This is a genomic window from Flavobacterium tiangeerense (assembly GCF_007830355.1).
Taxonomy (GTDB): Bacteria; Bacteroidota; Bacteroidia; order Flavobacteriales; family Flavobacteriaceae; genus Flavobacterium; species Flavobacterium tiangeerense.
Window position 1 is genome coordinate 322,547 of the sequence record NZ_VLKO01000001.1, and the last position, 22,329, is coordinate 344,875.

Below are 22,329 nucleotides of genomic sequence, written 5' to 3' on the forward strand. Positions count from 1 at the left end.
GGCCTTGATAAACTTTAATTTTTAAAACTTAAATAGTATCTTTGCAGACTTAAAAACAGCATATAATGGCATTATCTGAACAAGAAATATTACGTAGAGAGGCACTCACAGAATTGCGAAACCTAGGCATTGAGCCTTACCCAGCAGCAGAATTTGTTACAACAGTTTACTCTAGCGAAATCCTTGCTGACTTTGAAAAGTACGAAGGTAAAGAGGTTGTTTTAGCAGGTAGATTGATGGGGAAACGCATTATGGGGAAAGCTTCATTTGCTGAATTGAAAGATGCCGAAGGACGTATACAAGTTTATGTATCTCGTGATGATATTTCAAATGATGAGGAGAAAACTATGTACAATGTTGTTTTCAAAAAATTATTGGATATTGGAGATTTTATTGGTGTGCGCGGTACGGTTTTTAAGACACAAGTAGGTGAAATATCGGTGCATGTGCATGAACTTACTGTTCTATCTAAAGCTCTAAAACCATTACCAGTTGTAAAAACAGATGCTGACGGAAAAACTTACGATGCCTTTGCAGATCCTGAACAAAGATACCGCCGTCGTTATGTTGATTTGACTGTTAATGATCATGTAAAAGCTACTTTTATCAAAAGAACTAAATTGTTTAACGCCATGCGTTCTTTTTTTAATGATAAAGGATATCTTGAGGTTGAAACACCTGTTTTACAACCTATTCCAGGTGGTGCTGCGGCTAGACCGTTTATTACACACCACAACTCACTTGACATTCCGCTTTACATGCGTATTGCAAATGAATTGTATTTAAAAAGATTGATTGTTGGTGGATTTGATGGGGTTTATGAATTCTCTAAAAACTTTCGTAATGAAGGAATGGATAGAACGCATAATCCAGAATTTACCGCTATGGAAATTTATGTAGCCTACAAAGACTACAACTGGATGATGAAATTTACCGAAAACCTGCTAGAACATTGCGCAATATCGGTTAACGGAACTAGCGAAGCTATTTTTGGCGAACATACGGTAAATTTTAAAGCACCTTATGCGCGTGTTACTATGACGGATTCTATCAAGCATTTTACCGGTTTTGATATTTCTGGTAAAAATGAAGCCGAATTGTTTGCAGCAGCTAGAGGTATGGGAATTGACGTTGACAAAACCATGGGGAAAGGGAAACTTATTGATGAAATTTTTGGCGCTAAATGCGAAGGAAACTACATTCAACCTACTTTTATTACCGATTATCCTAAAGAAATGTCTCCGCTTTGTAAACAACACCGTGATAATCCAGAACTTACAGAACGTTTTGAATTAATGGTTTGTGGTAAAGAAGTTGCCAATGCCTATTCTGAATTAAACGATCCTATTGATCAAAGAGAGCGTTTTGAAGATCAAATGCGCTTAGCAGAAAAAGGTGATGACGAAGCGAACGGTACTATTGATGAAGATTTCTTGAGAGCACTGGAATATGGTATGCCTCCTACGTCTGGATTAGGAATTGGAATGGATCGTTTGATGATGTTTTTGACTAATAATTCTTCTATTCAAGAAGTACTGTTGTTTCCACAAATGCGTCCTGAGAAAAAACAAGTTAAAATTGAGCTTGAAGAAGATGAAAAATTAATTGTAACACTTTTACAAGTAAATAACAATCAAATGGAATTTGGTTTGTTGAAAATCCAATCTCAATTGAGTGGTAAAAAATGGGATAAAGCCATGAAAAACCTTTCTTCATTAGGGATGACCGAAGTTGTAGTTGATGGTGATGTAAAATCTTGTAGATTAAAAGAATAAGTCTGTTCTAAAACTATATTTATAAAAAAGAGCTTCAATTGAAGCTCTTTTTTTTGTTTTTAAAATAAACTTGAAAATTTCAAGTCTGTTTTTATTAAGCTGTCACTAATTTTGGAATCTCGATAGCAATCAGTGCACCTTTACAAATATTAAGTTGACTCTGCATCTTATTTTTAATGCTTTCAAAAAATGGAGTTTTTGAAAATAAATCTTCATAATATTCAATCCCTTCCAGCAAATTATTTTTAAACGAATTCCATTTTTTAATTTGTCCCAAAGTTATTTCTTCAGTAACCGCGGTGATTTCGTTTTTCAGGTAATCCAAATACATTTTTAACTCTTTCACAAATAGATTTGGTCGATCAGTAACCGTCAATACAGAAGCGTTTCCATAAATATGCTGTACCATTTTAGACAGCGATACTTCTTTATCAAAATACGCCATATTTGGTCCTGGGCAAATGATTACACCTTGCGCCTGTCCTTTTATCTTGATTTCATTTTCAAGATACGAAGCATTTGCTAAACCCACGCAAAGACAGGCTTTCTCCGTGATACTATTTTTCTTTTTTTCGAAAACTTCCGCAGTCAAAATATCTTTTTCGAGTAGCAATTCTTCTAGTTTTAAATCTTGGTATTTCTTAGAAGATGTACAAATTCCTTTCGCATCGTATTCTTTGCTTAACGCCAAAAATCGTTTTGGACACGAACTTCCTGCTTTGCTTTCCTGAATTCGTTTCAATTTTAATTTTTCATTCGTCGTTCCTCGCAACGTATTGAAAGGAATTCCCAACGGCGAAATATGACTTAAATATAAATCATCTTCCTTGGCTCTAGCCAATAGCGCTCTGGTGTGTGTATCAACCGAAGTGGCTTCAGGAACCAATAAAAACGGGGAACCCCAACCCACAGAATCAATTTCATAATGTTCCAACAGGAAATCATGTTCTTCAGCAGTCCCTACGCCACCTTGAACCGTGATTTTTAAATCCAAAGGTTGTTCCGGAACATCCATTTCTTTTTGCCCCAACGCTTTCACCAACAACTCATGCGAAGATTGAATCAATTCCTCTTTTTTCTGTTTGAATTCTTCCAGAATGGGTCCCAACAAATAACCTTCGGTAGCAAAAGCATGTCCGCCACAATTCAGTCCTGATTCGATTCGATATTCAGAAACCCAAAGTCCTTTTTTAGCCAAAAAATTCCCTTGAATCATAGCCGAACGAAAGTCACTCACTTTTAGTGTAATTTTCTTTTTCAGTGTATTATTCGCATCTGGAAAGAAAGCTGAAAAACTTTCGAAGTAGCTGTATAATCTTGGATTCATACCAGCCGATAAAACAACCGAAGATTCTAACGTACTGTTCGCAAACCCGCGAAGTGCAGCATGTGCATCATTAAAAGCAATTGGCAATTGTTCGTCTTTGATAAAATTGTCCTTATCTAATTTGGTCATAATATTAACATCAATATCACCTGGGAAAAGATTTTTCTCCAGATAATTTTTGATATTTTCTTTAAAAGCAAAACCGTCCTGCATCAAGTTTTGTAGACCCGCTTTAATCGTTGATTTGTTAGGAAGCATGGCGATATAATTTTCCAAAGCTGATTTACTTTCGGATAATTCCGTTTTGAAATTTTCGAATTTTTGCTTCACGATTTTGTCTACCAAATTCAGATAAGAAGAAATACGTTCTGCCCGATAGTCATGTATTTTTTGGGTTATTCCCTGATACGGAAAATCGAATTTCTTACTGTAAAAAGCATTCATTTTTTCGATAAGTTCATCATCCATAATTGAAATCACGGAAGAAATTCCATACTTCGCCACTCGTATTGGGCTATCAATCGTATAAGCAAGTCCCATAACTGGGATATGAAAGGTGTGGAGTGGTTTACGTGTAGTCATGCTAAAATGAGTTTATATATAAACCACAAAAATCGCGAAAGAAAACCGTTTAAAAACTGATAAATATCATGCTTTCAATGCTATAAACAGCATTTATTTTGTGCTTTTTAGAAAAACAACATCAACTATACATTTTGTTAGTTCAAGTAAAAAGTGTAGCAGATGCATTAAAAACACTTGCAGTTAGCTGACGCATTTTTCGAAGCAGACAAGAAAGTTAAATCTGTCTTAAAAATCATACGTAAATAAGTTTAATTTCTACTTTTACTGGAAAAAATAGATATGAAAAAAATTACAACAACATTATTTGCATTATGCGCATTTGCATTTGCAAATGGACAAGCAAAAGACGGTCAGCTCTTAAAAGGAAAGTGGCTTATTGAAGCCAATACTGGTTTTGGTAACAATGTAGGTTCTACAGCTTTATATTTTAGCAACACTAATGGTGTAAACGCATTTAACATTGGCGCTGAAGGTGGCTATTTTATAAAAGACAACCTAGCTTTAAAGTTAGGATTGGGTTATGGAGAAATAGATGGTGTAGGTGAACCAATTGCCTACAAAGTTGGTGCTAAATATTATATCAAAGGCATGATTCCTGTTGAACTTTCGTATAATGGCATCGGTTTTGGTCAAGCTGATTTAAATCCTACTTATTTAGGAACTCAAATTGGTTATGCTGTATTTTTAGGAAAAAATGTGAGTATTGAACCTGGAGTACGATATAATTTTGCAACACACAAGCAGTTTTATGACAATACGTTCCAGTTAAACATTGGTTTTGCATTGCATTTTTAAAATAAAAAGTAATCAAAAAAACAAGCCGACTCCCTGCAAGGAGTCGGCTTACTAATTCAAAACAAAACTAACTAAATATTAAAAACCTAAACCTACAGCCATTGCAGTAGCTTGAACATTTACATCTGTGATTTTTGTGGCAGCTCCTGTAGTAAGATTGATGCTGTATACAGAGGTAACGTTATTAACTTTAAGCAATGCAAATGCTGTTGCACTATTTCCTCCAATATCAAATCCACTATCAGCATCTACATTAATCCCTAAACTTCCTATGGATACAAGAGTTCCGTTATTAGGTGGATCTTGACTGAAAAGAGTATCTGTCTGTGAGTCTATTACAAATAAAACCGTTGTTGTTGCACCCGCTATATTATTTGTGTAAGCACCCGCAGTAACAGCTGGAGTTCCAGGATTTAAATTTCCGTCAACTGCTGCAACCGTTCCTAAATCTGGGTGTAAACGTAAATTTTGACCTGTATTACTCACTAAACGTATTCTATCAACAGTAGGATTAAAATCAAAACCAAACGCAGTCCCTACTAACGCAGTTCCAAATGTAGAACCTACAACAGTTAAGGCACCGTTTGCTGTATTCACTGTAAAAAGTCTACTTTGATTTGAAACAGCATACAATCCACCATTTGCAGGTCTAAAATCAAGTCCTACGATAGATTCATTTGTTGCTAAACCAGTTAGAGCAACTGAATTATTAGTACCAGTTGTTGGGTTAAAACGAAACAACATATTAGTACTTGTAGTAGCATAAGCAATAGGATTTGTTTTAAAAGCAATACTAATCACCGAATTTGCAAATTTACCAACATCAACTGCTTTACCTGTAGCTAAATCAATAGTGAATAATGTAGATAGATTAGCATTGTTGGTAACCGCTAATGCGGTAGAGTTATCAGGTAAAATGTCCATATCTCCTACCCCCTGAAAGTTAACGCCTAGATCCCCCACAACTTGCAGTGTCCCATCATTAGGAGGATTTTGCAAATACAATTTATCCTGCTCAAAATCAATGTCATACAACATGGTTGTTGTAGCTCCAGCAAAACTATTAGTATATGCTACGGCACCAATTTTTGCATTTGTACCGCCATTTATAACGCCATCGGTAGTAACTACTGTTCCTAACTCAGGGTGCAATCTTAAATTTTGACCAGAATCTGTAACCAATCTAATCCTATCTACAGTTGGATTAAAATCAATTGATGCATTAGCTGATGCAATTACAGGCGCAAAAGAAGTAGCGCCAATTGCAGTTGCTACCCCACTTTTTTCATTGATAAAATACAACCGACTTGACGAACCCAATCCGTACAATTGTCCCGTTGCTGGTCTATAATCAATACTCACAATATTTTCTGAGGTGGGTAATCCAACAATTGCCACACTAGAAGTCGAAGTAGATAGATTGCGCGCGTTATACGTAAGAATGGTGTTATTACTCGTTAAAGCTGTAAAATTAACATCAGGAGCAACTGCTGCTACCATCATATCATTTGAATCATCGTCATTACATGAAATTGCTGTAAGGGACAAAAATGCTACTCCTAGTAAGGAAGCAAAACCTAAATTAAGTTGTTTCTTTTTCATCGTTTTATATATTTAGTTATTTAGTTATTTAGTTATGTCTTTATGTACGACAAGAAGTATAATTTGGTTTTCTTGATCTAAAAATTATTATAAATTACTGTAAATGAACACCAACTTGATTTTTTCCTTGGAGTAAAACATAACAATCATTACAATAATATTTAAGAGTTATAGTAGAATAAAACCTGCAGAAACGCTTTATAATTAATAGAGAAATGTTTAATTAACATTAATCGTTTTTTGTTTGTGTATTTTATGCAAAATAAATTGAATGACTCTGTAATTATTCTAAAAAATAACTTTCAAACAACAAGTTAAATCATAAAAAAAATAAAATTGAAAGAAAAAAATTCCTTTAATCAATTCATTTACAGCTAAATTTATGTTAAGGACTAAACTTTTTTGTTTTGCATTTGTCTTATAACAATACATCTTAAAACTAAAAAAATGAAAAAATTATTGATTGTATTGGTTTTGGCTTTTGGAATAACAAGTCAAGCACAAGAAAGAAAAACAAAAACTGAAAGCGCTAAAATGGAACGCATGAGTGCCGAACAAAAGAGAGCCTTACAGGTCAAGAAAATGACTCTTGAACTAGATCTCAATGCATCGCAACAAAAAGAAATTAGTTCACTTCTTGCAGAACAGAGCACTAAACGTGAAGCGATGCTTGCTGATAGAAAAGCAAACAAAACAGCAGAAAAAAAACAACTGACATCTAATGAGCGTTTTGAGCTTAAAAACCAAATGCTGGACAATCAAATTGCAATGAAAGAACGTATGAAAAAAATTCTTTCGAATGATCAATTTAAAAAATGGGACGCTTCTAGAACGGAGAGACACCAGAGAGCAAACAAGAGGTTAGCCTATCATCAAGCTAAAAAAGCAAATCGAATGGAAACCAATAAAAAATAATTTCAGAGAAAAATAAAAAAACCCCCAAATCTATAGTGATTTGGGGGCTTTTTATAATATTTTAATTTAAAAAGTTTTAGACACTTTATCAATAGCCTGAATGGTGAAATCTAGATCTTCATACGTAAGCGCATCAGTGATAAACCAAGTTTCATAAGCAGAAGGCGCTATGTAAATTCCTTCTTGGAGTAAGCCATGAAAGAATTTCTTAAAGGTTTCATTGTCTCCTTTTGCAGCTGTTTGAAAATCTACAACTGCGTTTTCATCAAAATGCACCGATATCATAGATCCAATGGTATTGATGGTAAAGGAAACATTATTATTAGTTAACACTTTGTTGATTCCTGCCGCTAAATAAGCTGTTTTATCTTTTAATCGAATAAACACGTCTCTATCTGCATCTAAGGCTTTTAACATAGCTAATCCTGCAGCCATAGCCAATGGATTTCCAGACAAAGTTCCGGCTTGGTAAACAGGACCTAATGGCGCAAGATAATTCATAATTTCTGCACGTGCTGCAAATGCTCCTACCGGTAAACCTCCGCCAATAACTTTTCCAAAACAAACAATATCTGAAGTAACTCCAACAAGGTCTTGAACTCCGCCTGCTGCAAGTCTAAAACCGGTCATAACCTCATCAAAAATAAGTAGGATTCCATTATCTGTACACAATTGGCGTAAGCCCTCTAAAAAACCTTCTTTAGGTGGAATACAACCCATATTCCCCGCCACAGGTTCAACAATTATGGCTGCAATTTCATTAGGATTTGCTGTAATTAATTCCACAACATTATCTAAATCATTGTATCGCGCAAGCAAGGTATCCTTAGCCGTTCCAGCGGTAACACCAGGGCTATTAGGAGAACCAAATGTAATAGCGCCACTTCCTGCTTGGATCAAAAAAGAATCCGAATGTCCGTGGTAACAACCCGCAAATTTGATGATTTTATCTCTTTTAGTATAACCTCGCGCTAGTCTGATAGCACTCATACAAGCTTCTGTTCCTGAATTTACAAAACGAATTTTGTCAATATTAGGCACCATTTTTATGGCCAAAGCAGCTATTTGGGTTTCAAGCTCAGTTGGCATCCCAAAAGAGGTTCCTAATTTTGCTCTTTCAATTACAGCTTCAACGACTGGCTCATACGCATGGCCTAAAACCATTGGTCCCCATGAATTGATGTAATCTATTAGTTTATTTCCATCTTCATCATACAGGTATGCGCCTTTGGCACTTTTTACAAAAATAGGTGTACCACCTACTGCTTTAAAGGCACGAACAGGAGAATTGACACCTCCAGGAATTACTTTTTCTGCTTCAGCAAAAAGCTGACTACTTCTTTTATATAACATCTAATGAATACTAATTATGTGTTTATACTTATTTTACAATTAACCGCTGACCAATAGCGAGCGCGTTATCAGTGAGATTATTTTTTTGTTTTAAATCTTCTACTTGTAAGGCAAATTTCTTTGCAATAGAATATAAAGTGTCTCCTTTTTGAACTTCATAACTATCAGAATTCCAAGCTACTGAATTTTTATTAGAAATATTTAATTCATCGGTGATTTCCTTAATTTTAATATTTGAATTGATCCCTAAAACCAAATCATCATATTGATGCAAATTATATCTTTCTATATATGAAATTAATTTATCAGGATATTTAGGATCAGTGGCGTAACCTGCAGCCCGTAAGCCTTTGGCCCAAGCCTTGTAATCGCCTTTTTGATTTTCGAATAATTTAGCATACCTGTTTCTACTAGTTAAAAACAACGCATGATCTTTAAAAGACTCTGATGGATTTTCATATTTTCTAAAACATTCCTGAGAAGCATCATCATCGTGATTGACTGATTCTCCAGTCCAACCAATATGGCATTTTATCCCGAAGTGATTGTTAGCACTCAAGGCCAAATCACCGTTTCCTGCCCCAGATTCAAGAATACCCTGAGCAAGGATAATACTCGCCGGAATGCCATAGTTTCTCATGTTTCCCATAGCAATATCCTTGAATTTTGAAACGTATAACACAATGACATCACTGGTCACAACCGTTTTAGAGGTAGAAACTATGACTTCTTTTGGTACATTATGTACTGTTGCTTTTGATTTTTGAGATACCGCAACGCTTGGTTTTGTTGGCACTTTGGCAACAGTCTTTTTAGCTGGTTTATAGGTTTCGGGTTTTCCCTTTACAACAGTTGGAACACTTGCTCTTGGCGTGTTTTTTTTAGTTACAATAACGGGTTTAGTCGTATTACAACTTGCTAATACTAGCACTACAAGCAAGACTATATATTTTTTAAACATGTATATCAATAGTTGGTAATTGTTTGTTTTTTAACTTGATATTCATGCCTTGAATACCTTGTAAACCTCCTGTATGGATCATTAAAATTTTCGAATTTTCGGGAAAATAATTTTTCTCCATCAAATCAAGAACACCATAAACCATTTTACCGGTGTAAATGGGATCTAGTGGGATTTGAAAATCAACATTAAATTGATTTATAAATTGAACTAAAGTATCATTTACCTTACCATACCCCCCAAAATGATACTCCGTATTTAATTCCCAATCATTATTATTTACAAAATTACGAATTTCCTCTTTCAAAAAATCACCTTTTAAAGCAGGAAAGCCTAAAACTTTTTGATGAGGCAAAATACTGTTTATAATACCTGAAATTGTCCCCCCTGTTCCAACGGAGCAACAGATATAATCAAAATAACTATCCTCCTCATTTAGTATTTCCTCACACCCTTGTATGGCTAATGAATTTGTTCCGCCCTCTGGAATCAAATAAAAAGCACCCCATTTTTCGGTCCATTTCGCTAGATTTTCTGGTTCATTCTTACGCTGATAATCTGATCGTGAAACAAATTCAAACTCCATTCCGCATTGCTTTGCAAACGTTAATGTGAGATTTAAAACCGTTTGGTTCTTTAATTCATCCCCTCGAATAATACCAATAGTTTTAAAACCATTTTCATAACCTGCATATGCTACTGCGGCAATATGATTTGAAAATGCACCGCCAAAAGTGAGCAACTGCTTTTCTTGCAATTTGTTAGCTTCAAGAATATTATATTTAAGCTTTCTGAATTTATTCCCTGAAACAAATGGATGTAACAAATCCTCTCTTTTGATGTATAATTCAATGGAGTTGGAGAACAGTTTCGCTACTTTTTGATTCAAAATATTTGATTTTAATACAAAGGTAAAACTAAAATGTATAAAAAATGCAACCTTCTCAGATTGCATTTAGATTTTGTATGCTATTGAAATTAATTTTTGATAATTATTTTTTTGCCGAAATTTTTATTGTCTTTTGTAGTCAACTTCACAATATAAATACCATCTCCATAACTGGCTGTTGAAAAAGTTAAAGTTGCTTGATCACCCAAATCATCTTGGACAAAAATCAATTTTCCTGCCACATCATAGATTCCGCAAGATGCTAATTCTATTGAGTTTGGATTGCTTATTGTTAAGCTTTTTGAAGGATTGTTTTGGTAGACCATAAAGTCCTCTTTTGCGTTAGAATCTACTCCTAATGTTTTGTTGTCTTTAAAAGTAATCTCAAATTGTGTATTATTTTTACCAGCCGGCAACACCATTTCATGAAAACTATTTTTGATATCATGATAGGTATCTTTGATTTTGTCATGTAAATAAACAGCATTAACAGTAGGAACATTTACAATCTCTGAAACTGTTATTTTAAAATTAGCCTGTTTAGTGTTTTTGAATCCAATTGTGATTTTTTTATCTAGATCAAAGTTTACTGCATTAATTACATATTCAGAATCTTGCAAAACAAAATAAACATCAGCAGGAGAACTATCGCTTGATGACATAGCATCCATGGCGCGATCTACTCCATCTGTTGCTTGAGGAATAAATGCAAGTGCTAACTGTCGAACCCCTTGGTTATTCATTAAGGTATTTAATCTTATTTGTGGTGTAAGCTCCGTACTTACCGTTTTATAATCAAATCCAGAAACAGATTGAATTTTAGACAAAAACTCAAAATCTGGATTCGTCTTTTTATTACCAGAAGTTTTTTCAAATTGAGAATTGTTTGCTACCCCTTCTTTTACAAAAACTCTATAACTGTTTTTCATTTCAACAGTTCCATTTACTCTTCCATTAATCATAAAACCTTGTCCAATAGGTGAAAAACGCCTTTGAAAAATACTCCCCAAACCAGCTATACCACCGCTATTTCCTGATCCATCATAAGAATAAAAAGTAGCTGGCACATAAACGCCGCTGCTACCTAATGTTCCTGGGGAAAAAGTACCATAACCTCCCTTATAATCCGTAATATAATGGGAATTTACGGTTTTGTCTTGTTCCCAAAAATAAGCAATACCTGAACAGTTTGTTTGTTCAAGCAAGAATGCAGAAAGATCAATCGCAGATGGATATGGATTACCTGTGAGAGTGAACTGCGACAAGCCAACGGATATTTGTATTGTACCATCATTAGGTTTTCCTCTAAAATCATAACGTTGCTTACTTCCAGGGTTGTTTTGAACTCCATTTACAGTTATCGCATTTGTCCCCGAAGTGCCTTTCATTGTAAATCCTTCACCCGCATTTATAGTTGCTGCAGAACCTACTGCCAACCAACTCGCATAACTAGATGAGCCTATTAATTTATTAATCCAAAAAGGGGCAATTCCAAGCGGACTTGCAGTTCCATTATAGCTATTTGAGGCTAATATATTAGGCTCGTTAAACCCAATAATACTAGTTACGTCCTTCAATTGACTTATACCAAAAGGGGAATTTCCTGTAGTAGCAGCAGCCCCACCTACCGGCGAACACCAATAATTATACTGAAAATTATTTGTGGAACCTTCTTGATATACAGATAAACTACCTAAACCACTGTTGCCTGTGTTGGTTGTAGTGCCTTGTAAAAGTTGCGCACTATCTCTCAAATAAAAATTACTTGTAGCAGCTTTGAGTTCTAATTGCTCTTTTATAAAAACCAACTCATTTGTAGCAAATACATAACTATTTGGACTCACATACATTTGTGCCTTACTTTCATTTTGAAAAAAAATGAATAGAAAAAAGAAAGCTCCTTTTTGAAGTATTGATGTGTTCATAAGCTTTTAAATTAGAAAGTATTAATTTTTTATATAAAAGCAGCTTTGCTAAATAGTTTTAAAATGTAGGTTCTAAAAATTCAAAAACAAAAGCATAAAACTGTTTTTCATTACCTAAATTTACAAAAAAAATAAAATACAAACAGACAAAAAAGCCGATAAAAAGTATAAATAATCGATGAAATACACTTTTTTAGTTTTAAAATATGTTTTTTCTTTCAAAAAACAAATAGACATAAATACTAAAAGTACTACCATTTTAGTTCTCATCTTAAAACAATAACGAAATGAAGGAGGTATAAAAACGTATACTATTTAAAAATAAATTTTAAAAAATTAAAGAAAGTACGTTTTTTTAAGAAGTTTAAATCTTGTTCATGCGTATAACATTCCCGCTCAAAGGAAATGTTTTTGTAAGCGAGATAACTATTTTTATAATGTAACAATCGTATGCAATACTCTAAAAGGTACCAAATAAAAAAAGGGAGAATTAGCAACTCGATTTGTTGCCTGATATGTATGCGTTCATGATTTAGTAAAATTGGATTTTCTTTATCTTTCTTGAATTTTACTATTACAAAAGGAAAAATCGTTAATCCACGATATCCTTTTGGAATTAAATATTTGGACACAATCAAAAACATTAGCACTAAAATTTATAAATTTGTAATCATACAAAACCTTAAAAAACTAATATTTTGCGGAATTGTAAAATTATATTCTCCAAAGTAGTATCAAAAAATAATGAGCCAAAGTAATGAAAATAAATTGATAGAAGGGGAAGATTTCTATTACACACCGGAAGGATATAAATGTTTTACCGAGAAACACCACCTTAAACGAGGTTATTGTTGTAAAAATAACTGCCGACATTGTCCTTACGGCTTTGATAAAAAAACAGGAACCAATAAAAAATAATCACATTTTAGAATCTAAATAACAAACAATATTAGAGTGCTGGTTTAAAAAAACACATACATAAAATGGATATTTGTTCACAGAAATATAGAATCAAAATTCACAAATCCTACCATAGGTCGGATATTCGTTATCCTTAGTTGTTTCATTTTTCACAAGAAGTAAGTGCTTCTTTAACGAATTAGTGTATAAAAAATAACGAAACAACATTAAAAATGACTTTTCAAGAACAAATAGTACAAGGAATTCCTTCGGTTTTACCAAATCCAAAACCTTATGATATAAAGCGATTAGCTGACCTAACGACACAAACCGAAATTAATCATGCGCCAAAGCGAAAAGAAATCCTTTCGGATGATGAAAAAAAATTAGCACTAAAAAATGCTTTGCGCTATTTTGAGCCGAAACATCATGCAGAATTACTTCCTGAATTCAAAGCCGAATTAGAAACATACGGAAGAATTTATATGTATCGCCTACGTCCTGATTATAAAATCTATGCGCGACCAATTCATGAATATCCAGGAAAATGCGAGCAAGCAAAAGCCATTATGTTGATGATTCAAAATAATTTGGACTATGCCGTAGCGCAGCATCCGCATGAATTAATTACGTATGGCGGAAATGGAGCAGTATTTTCAAACTGGGCTCAATATTTATTGACCATGAAATATTTGGCAGAAATGACCGAAGAGCAAACGTTAGCCATGTATTCTGGTCATCCCATGGGATTATTCCCTTCTCATAAAGAAGCGCCGAGAGTAGTTGTTACTAACGGAATGGTTATTCCAAATTATTCCAAACCGGATGATTGGGAAAAAATGAATGCTTTGGGCGTTTCTCAATACGGACAAATGACTGCCGGAAGTTACATGTACATCGGTCCACAAGGAATTGTCCACGGAACTACCATCACAGTTTTAAATGGTTTTAGAAAAATTAAGAAATCGCCAAAAGGTGGATTATTCGTTACTTCTGGACTTGGCGGAATGTCTGGCGCACAACCAAAAGCAGGAAATATTGCTGGTTGCGTAACCGTTTGTGCCGAAGTAAATCCAAAAATTACACACATTCGTCATTCTCAAGGTTGGATTAATGAAGTGATTGAAAATATCGAAGAATTAGTTCCAAGAGTTAAAAAAGCTTTAGAAAAACAAGAAGTAGTTTCCATTGCTTATCTCGGAAATGTAGTCGATGTTTGGGAACGTTTTGACCAAGAAAACCTGCATATTGATTTAGGTTCTGATCAAACTTCATTACACAATCCTTGGGCTGGAGGTTATTATCCAATTGGATTTACTTTCGAAGAATCCAATGATTTAATGGCAAACAATCCTGAAACATTCAAACAAGAAGTTCAAAAAACACTACGTCGTCATGCTGATGCAATCAACAAACATACTGCTAAAGGCACCTATTTCTTTGATTATGGAAATGCGTTTTTACTGGAAGCCTCTCGTGCTGGAGCCGATGTTTTTGCAGAAAATCACATCGATTTTAAATACAACAGTTACGTACAAGATATTATGGGACCAATGTGTTTCGACTACGGGTTTGGACCATTCCGATGGGTTTGTGCCTCAGGAAATCCAGAGGATCTAGCCAAAACTGATAAAATTGCTTGTGGTGTTCTGGAAGAAATGATGAAAAATTCTCCTGAAGAAATCCAGCAACAAATGGCGGATAATATTCAATGGATTAAAGGCGCACAAGAAAATCAATTGGTTGTTGGCTCACAAGCCAGAATTCTATATGCGGATGCCGAAGGACGAATTAAAATAGCCGAAGCCTTCAATCAAGCTATTGCTCGAGGAGAAATTGGATATATCATTTTAGGACGCGATCATCACGATGTTTCTGGAACCGATTCACCCTACAGAGAAACATCCAATATTTACGACGGCTCAAGATTCACTGCTGATATGGCAATCCAAAACGTAATTGGCGATAGCTTTCGCGGTGCTACATGGGTTTCCATTCACAATGGTGGCGGTGTTGGCTGGGGCGAGGTAATTAACGGTGGTTTTGGTATGGTTCTTGATGGTACAAAAGAAGCCTCAAAACGTTTAGAATCAATGCTTTTCTGGGATGTAAACAACGGAATTTCAAGAAGAAGTTGGGCAAGAAACGAAGGAGCAATTTTTGCAATAAAAAGAGCCATGGAAACGCAACCTTTATTGAAAGTTACCATCCCTAATGTTGTAGACGAAGATTTATTATAATTTCAGGTTTCAAGTCAAACTTTTCAAACCTGAAACCTCAAACTTGAAACAATAAAATAAAACATTATGAAAACAATAAAATTTATTCCCGTACTATTACTCTTTGTATTTGCCTCATGCAGTTCGGTTAGAGTGTACTCTGATTTTGATAAAAAAGTAGATTTCACTCCTTACAAAACGTATGCGTTTCATAAAAACGGAATCGACAAAGTTGAAATTTCACAATTAGACAAGAAAAGAATTCTAAACGCTATAGATCGTGAATTGAGTGCAAAAGGCATGACCAAAAGCGAAAATCCAGATCTATTAGTCAACATTTTCACCAAAGAAAGAGAACGAGTTGATGTCAACCAATTCAACTCTGGATGGGGTTATGGCTGGGGTTGGGGTTGGAGTCCTTTTATGTGGGGCGGACAAAATACAATTGCTAGCACTTCAACTGAGGGCACCCTTTTTATCGACTTAATTGATGCTAAAAAGAAAGAACTCATTTGGCAAGGTGAAGGTGTTGGGAATTTAACTCAAAACCGAAGAGACAAAGAAGAGCGAATCAACGAATTTGTTGCTAAAATTTTAGAACAATTTCCTCCAAAAGAAGAATAGATATTACTACAATCAAACATAAAGCCTACCTTTGCGTAGGCTTTTTTTATAGAAATTATGATACCACAAACCGATATTGCTTCCTTAGAGGACATTAAACTCTTAGTCAATACTTTTTACGCTCAAGTGCAAAAAGATGAAATAATTGGCCCTATTTTCAACGAAAAAATAGGCAACCGTTGGCCGGAACATTTAGAAAAAATGTATGGATTTTGGGAAACTATTTTGCTAGAAGTTCACTCTTATTCTGGAAGTCCCTTTCCACCTCACAAACAGCTCCCTATTGGCAAAGATCACTTTAACCGTTGGATGGAACTATTTACACAAACTACCAATCAATTATTCCAAGGGCCACTGGCAGATGAAGCCAAATATAGAGCAAAAGCCATGGCTGATATGTTTCATTACAAGATTGACTATTTCCTAACGTTGAAAAAAATCAGATTAATCCATCGTAACGTTATTAGCTGCAGCTATCTTATTTTTATCTAGTACACAATCAATTCTATGCGCAAATTACTTTTTTTAGTTGTTCTTCCTGTATTTCTTTTCTCTTGTGCCAATGTAAAACAAATCGCTGAACACATTCACATCCCGAAATTAAAACTATTAAACACTATTGAAATTCCGTTTGATACCCAAATTCAAAACACCAAAATTGGTGGCTTATCTGGTATTGATTATGATCCAAAAAAAGAGTTGTATTACATCATTTCCGATGATCGATCGATTTTTAATGAGGCTCGTTATTACACTGCCACCATTGCTTTGGAAAATGACCTTCTAAAAAATGTCATGTTTCAAAGTGTAAGTACTTTAAAAAACGAAACCGGAAAAGTATATGGCAACTGGAACACTACACGAAACACATCAACAGATCCAGAAGACATCCGATTTAATCCAAAAACAAACACTTTAGTATGGAGCAGCGAAGGAGCTCGAGTAGTGACCGCAGATAAGGAAATTTTGCAAAACCCTGCCTTGAACTTCATGACTACAAAAGGTGATTTTATAGGAAATGTAACACTACCAGAAAATCTAAAAATGCAAAAAATAGAAAAAGGTCCAAGAAACAATGGCACTTTGGAAGGTCTTACTTTTGATAAAAACTATAAAAACATTTACACCAATATTGAGGAACCGCTATTTGAGGATGGTAACCAAGCCATAACTAGCAAAGGAGGTTTAATAAGGTTGTACCAGTTTAATGCCAAAACTGGAAGAAATACAGCTCAATACGGCTATCTTTTAGAACCTATTGCCCGCGAACCCAATCCGAGTGGTGCTTTTGCTGTCAATGGAATTTCGGCAATTCAGTATTACAGTAAAAACAAACTTCTTGTTGTGGAACGCTCCTACTCTACGGGAACACAAGAATGCACCGTAAAAGTTTTTTTGTGTGATCTAAAAAAAGCAACTAATGTTAAAAATAACTCCTCCTTACTGAATCAAAACATACAATTGGGATCTAAAAAACTGGTTCTAAACATGGATGATTTGGGAATTTTTATTGATAATATCGAAGGAATTACGTTTGGTCCCAAGTTGGCTAATGGCAATCGATCTTTAATCTTGGTTTCTGACAATAATTTTGCGGAAAAACAGAAAACACAGTTCTTTTTGTTTGAAGTGATGGAGTAGGAAATCCGAAAATATCTTATCATTCGCAACTCCCCTAGCCCCGATTGCAATGGAAAGCTTTTTGAAAAAGCCGTTTTGATTTTTCCTGTTTATAAAAAGCGACCGCAGGAAGCTCTTTTATAAACTTTAGAAAAACAAACGGGTTTGCAAAAACTTGCAATGAAAAGCGGGAATTAGCTCCTGAATTTCGTATTTTTGCATAAAAACTACACCGTTTTCGACATGAACACAACTATAGAAAGCAATCCGTTATTAGACCGATTACCAAAACACTTACAACAATTTATTAAACCTCAGGATTATAGCGATTATACGCCCATAAATCAAGCGGTTTGGCGTTATGTGATGCGCAAAAACGTGGATTATTTATCTAAAGTGGCGCATAATTCGTACCTAGAAGGGTTAAAAAAAACGGGAATTGAGATAGACAATATCCCGAGTATGTATGGCATGAACCGCATTTTGACCGAAATAGGCTGGGCTGCAGTTGCAGTTGATGGTTTTATTCCGCCCAATGCTTTCATGGAATTTCAAGCTTATAATGTACTTGTAATTGCATCGGACATTCGCCAACTAGAGCATATTGAATACACTCCTGCACCAGATATTATTCACGAAGGTGCTGGTCACGCACCTATTATTGCCAATCCAGAATATGCGGAATACCTTCGTCGTTTTGGAGAAATAGGCTGCAAAGCAATTTCTTCGCACAAAGATTACGAAATGTACGAAGCTATCCGACTGCTTTCAATCGTAAAAGAAGCCGAAGGTACGCCACAAGCTACGATTGATGCTGCCGAAAAAGCAGTTGAAGATTTGCAAAATAACATGGGCGAACTCTCAGAAATGGCGCAAATACGCAACTTACACTGGTGGACGGTTGAGTACGGATTAATTGGGACGGTTGAAAATCCTAAAATATATGGTGCTGGTTTGCTTTCCTCTATAGGCGAGAGTGCGCATTGTATGACTCAGGAAGTAAAGAAAATACCTTACGATATCTCAGCAGCCAATCAAAGTTTTGACATTACAAAATTACAACCGCAACTGTATGTTACACCTACATTTGCCTATTTAAATTTAGTTTTAGAGGAGTTTGCCAATAAAATGGCGTTGCGTACTGGTGGATTATCCGGTATTAACAAATTGATTGATTCGAATGCTTTAGGAACGATCGAATTGAGTACTGGATTGCAAATTTCAGGAGTTTTCAGCTCAGTTATTGAGCATGAAGGCAAACCCATTTACATTCAAACTACCGGAAAAACGGCGCTCGCATACAGAGAAAAAGAATTAGTAGGTCATGGAACATTGACACATGCTGAAGGTTTTGGTAGCCCAATAGGTAAACTTCAAGGCATCAATCTAGCTATTGAGGATATGAGTCCAAAAGACTTAAACGCTTATGACATACTCGAATCAAAAACGGTGACATTAGAGTTTGAGGGCGGCATTACGGTTAAAGGTGAAATTATTACAGGCTCCAGAAATTTACAAGGTGAAATTACTTTGATTCGTTTTAAAAATTGCACGGTCACACATGGTGAAACGGTTTTATTCCAGCCAGAATGGGGCGTTTATGATATGGCGGTGGGCAAGAAAGTAACTTCTGCGTTTTCTGGGCCTGCTGATGTAAATAGTTTTGATTTGATTTCGCATTTGCCATCGAGTACTACCATAAAAGCAAAACATAGCGCTGAGCGTGATGATTTAGAAATTTTATATCAAACAGTTCGAAATATCAGAGAAACAAAAGATAAAGAAACGTCTTTGAGACCCATTTTCGAAAAAATACAGAGCAATCATCCTAACGATTGGTTGCTTGCGGTAGAACTTACAGAACTACTTAAAGACAGAAGCGAACCTCAATTACTGCAAGAAGTTTTGGTGTTTTTAGATCAAATGAAACTGAAAAGACCTGAAGTATCTCATTTAGTTATAGGAGGTTTGGACTTGATTTTTGATAAAGCGAAAGCTTAAAAGCAATAAACCGCAGATTCGCAGATTTTAAATACTTCTAAAAATCTGTGAATCTGCGGTTATTTTTTTGTGTTACAATTTTATTTTTTGTCCAAATTCTTTTTCGGTTGTGATAACCTGTCCCTCGTATTTTAAAGTCCAACCCAATTGACTTGTTGTGATTAATAGTTTAGACAACTCGCTGATCAATCGGTTTTGAGCATTTGTTTTTAAACTTGATTTTTCAACTTTCTTAGCCAGATTTGCTTTAACAGATTTGTTTATTTTATTGTAATCATCGCCTGTAAACGGATTCAACTTACTTTGTTCTACATCATAAAACTGAATATCCGGACTGATTTTGATTTCTTCTTTGGGAATACTCACAATTGTAATTGTTTTGTTGATAGAGTCGATGTCGTACTTCATAAGATGTAAATCATAGGCCACAGTAACATCCGCATTAACAACAACTAAGGCTTTTTTCTCAAAAGAAAGCATGTCCATCAAATATTTCTGTTGATTTTTATATGTTATCACTTCAGAGAAATGCCCTTCAGTAACAACCAACTTGCCCACGTTAAGAATTTGCTGCTGAATGAGATTGGTATTATAGGTAATATCTTGATCCTCATTTTTCTTAAAATCGCAATATTTAAATAATAAAAAGACACCAATAATAATTCCGATTCCGATAAGTATTCTTTTGAGCATAATTAAAATTTCATGAATGAATATTGATTTTCTAAGATAGTTATTTTTTCCTTAAGTCTTGTCTTAAATTTAATATGACTTTCAGATTTGGGGTTGAATGGCTTGTGAGCTAGGCTTTTTTGGATCGCTTCTACCTCATCCATCAGAGTGTGAGCCGTTTCAGAAATGGTAGTTTCTTTAAAGCGTTGCCAAATATAATCGACAGCTAGAGTATTAGGGTGCAACATATCGTCTGCATAAAACCGATAATCTCGCAGTTCGTCCATCATGATCTCATACGAAGGAAAGTAAGCCCCCTCCGCCCCCGAAGGGGGAACTTGCAAAACAGTGTGCAAAGCAGAAATTATATTAGCTTTGCTCTTTTGGTTTTCAACAAAACCGTCTTTGATGTGTCTTACTGGTGATACTGTAAAAATAAGCTTGCAATCAAGGTTTAGAGTACGAATTGAATCCACTGTCCTCGTTATACTTTCTTGTATTGCTGCAACAGAAAGTAATTCTTTGTGAAACTGTTTTTGCGGTACCTTATGACAATTTGCCACGATGGCTTGGCTTTCTATATTGCGATACACCCATGAGGTTCCGTAGGTGATTATGATATGCGTTGATTCGATTATTTGTCGCTTTGTTACTGTAACAATCTCATTCAAGTTATGGAGTAAATCGTCTTTATTAGCATGACTCCAATCTGAATGTACATCAAAACAATGCCAACGTTCGTTATAAAAAAATACATCTTCTTCTGTAAATTTCTTTTCGGAAACAGCAAAATATATGAGTTTTTCAATTGCCAAAGGATGAAACAAAATCCCAAAAGGATTACAGCTGTTTTGAAATTTAAAAAGATCCAGTTTTTCGGCCATGTTCACCGCAAAACAAGAACCTATTGACATGATTTTAGAATTATAATCAATAGGATATTTACTGGTAGGAATGGGGATTTCGGTTCTGAATTGCATGGAATTGTATTTGGAACAAATTTCAACAATTTTAGCGAATTAAATGAGATTTTGTTCTTTATTCCTGATTCATGATAATAAAAAAACCCTTTCAAAATTTAAACTTTGAAAGGGTTTTTTTTGAGTAATTTTATCTTAATAAAAATATTCCACTTTCAAATACCCCACGAATCCACTAGATAAAGGCGTAGATTCAGAAACTCGTTCTTTAGGATAATTTTCTAAATCATAGGTAAATGCGTTTTTATATGTTGTAGCAGATGATGTAATTTGACCGTTTATTGAAGTACTCGTAATTACTGTACTGATAACATTATTATTGATAGAAATTTTATCATTTTGATTTAATAATTCTTTGAACCCTGCAATATTAAATAACGGATTTTTCTTTGAATCATAATCAAAACTAATGCTATACTTAGATTCCTCTCCCGCTGGAGAATTATCATAAATACGCTCTTCTTTGATTAAATTACCATTAGAAAGCAGTATGGTTCCGTGATACTCTTTAACCTCAACATTTCCTGAAAGTAGCATAAGTTTTTCAAAAGAAACTGTTTTATCAGCATTATGGGTGTACTTTATTTTATATTTTCCTACAGAAGAAACGCTCACTAATTTCCCTTTAAAATAGCTGTATTCAATAGTTTCAAGAAGTTGGTTTGTTTTATTAAGTTTAACCATTTTAGAAATCAAACCATCGGTGTATGTAAAGTCTGTGCGTTCCTGAGTGCCATCAATACTAACTATCTGGCTCCCATTATAAACATATACATACGTTTGCGTATTTCCTCTTGCAGTAGTTTCAATTACTTTTTGAAGCAATTTAAAACTATCGTCAGTATCATTTGCACATGAAACAAATGTTAAAATAATAAAAGACAAAAAGAAATTTATAACTATTTTATTTTTCATAATAAATCAATCACTTCTCCCATTAATTTTTGGCATAAAAGTTTACAAATTTAGACAAATTTTTTTTTATAAAAAATTCATCGTCATAATCCTAATCTTTCGGTTGAACTGCGCTATTGAAAAGAATTTCCATTTTATTTTAAAGATTCAACAACTAAGGTGTTCATAAAAAACAGAATGTATTCCTATTAGGACTCATGAGAAAATTTAAGTTTTTCACTACCATAAATCCATTATTTCTTTCTACAATGTTTATTTAATTACGTATACA

At 34.6% G+C, this 22,329-nt stretch carries 18 protein-coding genes; 9 read left to right on the forward strand and 9 right to left on the reverse strand.

Features of this window, described 5'->3' with window-relative positions:
* Window positions 1–65 precede the first annotated feature (65 nt).
* Entirely contained in the window at window positions 66–1,775 is a 1,710-nt protein-coding gene (gene lysS / locus IQ05_RS01450) for a lysine--tRNA ligase (RefSeq protein WP_144889130.1), read from the forward strand.
* Between the two features lie 94 nt (window positions 1,776–1,869).
* Here the strand turns inward: lysS and IQ05_RS01455 are convergent, their stop codons facing one another.
* Window positions 1,870–3,684 (reverse strand): hypothetical protein, encoded by a 1,815-nt coding sequence (locus tag IQ05_RS01455; protein ID WP_144889131.1) that lies wholly within the window; start codon window positions 3,682–3,684, stop codon window positions 1,870–1,872.
* Between the two features lie 282 nt (window positions 3,685–3,966).
* Here IQ05_RS01455 and IQ05_RS01460 point away from each other — a divergent pair, with 282 nt between their 5' ends.
* Window positions 3,967–4,482, forward strand: a complete 516-nt coding sequence (locus IQ05_RS01460; RefSeq protein WP_144889132.1) for a hypothetical protein — start codon at window positions 3,967–3,969, stop codon at window positions 4,480–4,482.
* A gap of 78 nt (window positions 4,483–4,560) precedes the next feature.
* On the opposite strand, the gene IQ05_RS01465 is transcribed toward IQ05_RS01460, so the two are convergent.
* Window positions 4,561–6,084 carry a DUF4394 domain-containing protein gene (locus IQ05_RS01465; RefSeq protein WP_144889133.1) on the reverse strand — a complete coding sequence of 508 codons (1,524 nt, stop codon included), beginning with the start codon at window positions 6,082–6,084 and terminating at the stop codon, window positions 4,561–4,563.
* 447 nt (window positions 6,085–6,531) lie between these two features.
* On the opposite strand from IQ05_RS01465, the gene IQ05_RS01470 reads away from it, so the two are divergent.
* Window positions 6,532–6,999 (forward strand): hypothetical protein, encoded by a 468-nt coding sequence (locus IQ05_RS01470; RefSeq protein ID WP_144889134.1) that lies wholly within the window; start codon window positions 6,532–6,534, stop codon window positions 6,997–6,999.
* A gap of 66 nt (window positions 7,000–7,065) precedes the next feature.
* On the opposite strand, the gene hemL is transcribed toward IQ05_RS01470, so the two are convergent.
* The 4 genes from hemL to IQ05_RS01490 form a co-directional block, all read right to left on the reverse strand.
* Entirely contained in the window at window positions 7,066–8,352 is a 1,287-nt protein-coding gene (gene hemL / locus IQ05_RS01475; protein WP_144889135.1) for a glutamate-1-semialdehyde 2,1-aminomutase, read from the reverse strand.
* A gap of 28 nt (window positions 8,353–8,380) precedes the next feature.
* Window positions 8,381–9,313: a glucosaminidase domain-containing protein gene (locus IQ05_RS01480; protein WP_144889136.1), complete on the reverse strand. Its 933-nt coding sequence runs from the start codon at window positions 9,311–9,313 to the stop codon at window positions 8,381–8,383.
* Window positions 9,306–10,202 carry a 1-aminocyclopropane-1-carboxylate deaminase/D-cysteine desulfhydrase gene (locus tag IQ05_RS01485; protein WP_244289510.1) on the reverse strand — a complete coding sequence of 299 codons (897 nt, stop codon included), beginning with the start codon at window positions 10,200–10,202 and terminating at the stop codon, window positions 9,306–9,308. The genes IQ05_RS01480 and IQ05_RS01485 overlap by 8 nt, the downstream gene beginning before the upstream one ends.
* A gap of 89 nt (window positions 10,203–10,291) precedes the next feature.
* Window positions 10,292–12,127, reverse strand: coding sequence for a T9SS type A sorting domain-containing protein (locus IQ05_RS01490; protein ID WP_144889138.1), 1,836 nt, complete (start codon window positions 12,125–12,127; stop codon window positions 10,292–10,294).
* A gap of 744 nt (window positions 12,128–12,871) precedes the next feature.
* Here IQ05_RS01490 and IQ05_RS15330 point away from each other — a divergent pair.
* The 6 genes from IQ05_RS15330 to IQ05_RS01520 all read left to right on the forward strand — a co-directional run bounded on the left by IQ05_RS15330 (window position 12,872) and on the right by IQ05_RS01520 (window position 19,491).
* On the forward strand, window positions 12,872–13,045 hold the full coding sequence (locus IQ05_RS15330) for a DUF5522 domain-containing protein (protein ID WP_220485246.1): 174 nt from the start codon (window positions 12,872–12,874) through the stop codon (window positions 13,043–13,045).
* 215 nt (window positions 13,046–13,260) lie between these two features.
* Window positions 13,261–15,267, forward strand: a complete 2,007-nt coding sequence (locus IQ05_RS01500; RefSeq protein WP_144889140.1) for a urocanate hydratase — start codon at window positions 13,261–13,263, stop codon at window positions 15,265–15,267.
* A gap of 66 nt (window positions 15,268–15,333) precedes the next feature.
* Window positions 15,334–15,870, forward strand: a complete 537-nt coding sequence (locus IQ05_RS01505; RefSeq protein WP_144889141.1) for a DUF4136 domain-containing protein — start codon at window positions 15,334–15,336, stop codon at window positions 15,868–15,870.
* Between the two features lie 57 nt (window positions 15,871–15,927).
* On the forward strand, window positions 15,928–16,362 hold the full coding sequence (locus tag IQ05_RS01510; RefSeq protein WP_144889142.1) for a group III truncated hemoglobin: 435 nt from the start codon (window positions 15,928–15,930) through the stop codon (window positions 16,360–16,362).
* Between the two features lie 15 nt (window positions 16,363–16,377).
* Window positions 16,378–17,511, forward strand: a complete 1,134-nt coding sequence (locus tag IQ05_RS01515; protein ID WP_144889143.1) for an esterase-like activity of phytase family protein — start codon at window positions 16,378–16,380, stop codon at window positions 17,509–17,511.
* A gap of 222 nt (window positions 17,512–17,733) precedes the next feature.
* On the forward strand, window positions 17,734–19,491 hold the full coding sequence (locus tag IQ05_RS01520) for an aromatic amino acid hydroxylase (protein WP_144889144.1): 1,758 nt from the start codon (window positions 17,734–17,736) through the stop codon (window positions 19,489–19,491).
* Between the two features lie 72 nt (window positions 19,492–19,563).
* Here IQ05_RS01520 and IQ05_RS01525 read toward each other — a convergent pair whose 3' ends face one another.
* The 3 genes from IQ05_RS01525 to IQ05_RS01535 all read right to left on the reverse strand — a co-directional run bounded on the left by IQ05_RS01525 (window position 19,564) and on the right by IQ05_RS01535 (window position 22,058).
* Window positions 19,564–20,184 carry a DUF4230 domain-containing protein gene (locus IQ05_RS01525; RefSeq protein WP_144889145.1) on the reverse strand — a complete coding sequence of 207 codons (621 nt, stop codon included), beginning with the start codon at window positions 20,182–20,184 and terminating at the stop codon, window positions 19,564–19,566.
* A 2-nt stretch (window positions 20,185–20,186) separates the two neighbouring features.
* Complete coding sequence (locus IQ05_RS01530) at window positions 20,187–21,143, reverse strand: GSCFA domain-containing protein (RefSeq protein WP_144889146.1); 957 nt, start codon at window positions 21,141–21,143, stop codon at window positions 20,187–20,189.
* Between the two features lie 135 nt (window positions 21,144–21,278).
* Window positions 21,279–22,058, reverse strand: coding sequence for a hypothetical protein (locus tag IQ05_RS01535; RefSeq protein WP_144889147.1), 780 nt, complete (start codon window positions 22,056–22,058; stop codon window positions 21,279–21,281).
* Window positions 22,059–22,329 lie beyond the last annotated feature (271 nt).

Coding starts and splice junctions, on each gene's coding strand:
- lysS (WP_144889130.1), top strand. CDS start 66: ATGGCATTATCTGAACAAGAAATATTACGTAGAGAGGCACTCACAGAA.
- IQ05_RS01455 (WP_144889131.1), bottom strand. CDS start 3,684: ATGACTACACGTAAACCACTCCACACCTTTCATATCCCAGTTATGGGA.
- IQ05_RS01460 (WP_144889132.1), top strand. CDS start 3,967: ATGAAAAAAATTACAACAACATTATTTGCATTATGCGCATTTGCATTT.
- IQ05_RS01465 (WP_144889133.1), bottom strand. CDS start 6,084: ATGAAAAAGAAACAACTTAATTTAGGTTTTGCTTCCTTACTAGGAGTA.
- IQ05_RS01470 (WP_144889134.1), top strand. CDS start 6,532: ATGAAAAAATTATTGATTGTATTGGTTTTGGCTTTTGGAATAACAAGT.
- hemL (WP_144889135.1), bottom strand. CDS start 8,352: ATGTTATATAAAAGAAGTAGTCAGCTTTTTGCTGAAGCAGAAAAAGTA.
- IQ05_RS01480 (WP_144889136.1), bottom strand. CDS start 9,313: ATGTTTAAAAAATATATAGTCTTGCTTGTAGTGCTAGTATTAGCAAGT.
- IQ05_RS01490 (WP_144889138.1), bottom strand. CDS start 12,127: ATGAACACATCAATACTTCAAAAAGGAGCTTTCTTTTTTCTATTCATT.
- IQ05_RS15330 (WP_220485246.1), top strand. CDS start 12,872: ATGAGCCAAAGTAATGAAAATAAATTGATAGAAGGGGAAGATTTCTAT.
- IQ05_RS01500 (WP_144889140.1), top strand. CDS start 13,261: ATGACTTTTCAAGAACAAATAGTACAAGGAATTCCTTCGGTTTTACCA.
- IQ05_RS01505 (WP_144889141.1), top strand. CDS start 15,334: ATGAAAACAATAAAATTTATTCCCGTACTATTACTCTTTGTATTTGCC.
- IQ05_RS01510 (WP_144889142.1), top strand. CDS start 15,928: ATGATACCACAAACCGATATTGCTTCCTTAGAGGACATTAAACTCTTA.
- IQ05_RS01515 (WP_144889143.1), top strand. CDS start 16,378: ATGCGCAAATTACTTTTTTTAGTTGTTCTTCCTGTATTTCTTTTCTCT.
- IQ05_RS01520 (WP_144889144.1), top strand. CDS start 17,734: ATGAACACAACTATAGAAAGCAATCCGTTATTAGACCGATTACCAAAA.
- IQ05_RS01525 (WP_144889145.1), bottom strand. CDS start 20,184: ATGCTCAAAAGAATACTTATCGGAATCGGAATTATTATTGGTGTCTTT.
- IQ05_RS01530 (WP_144889146.1), bottom strand. CDS start 21,143: ATGCAATTCAGAACCGAAATCCCCATTCCTACCAGTAAATATCCTATT.
- IQ05_RS01535 (WP_144889147.1), bottom strand. CDS start 22,058: ATGAAAAATAAAATAGTTATAAATTTCTTTTTGTCTTTTATTATTTTA.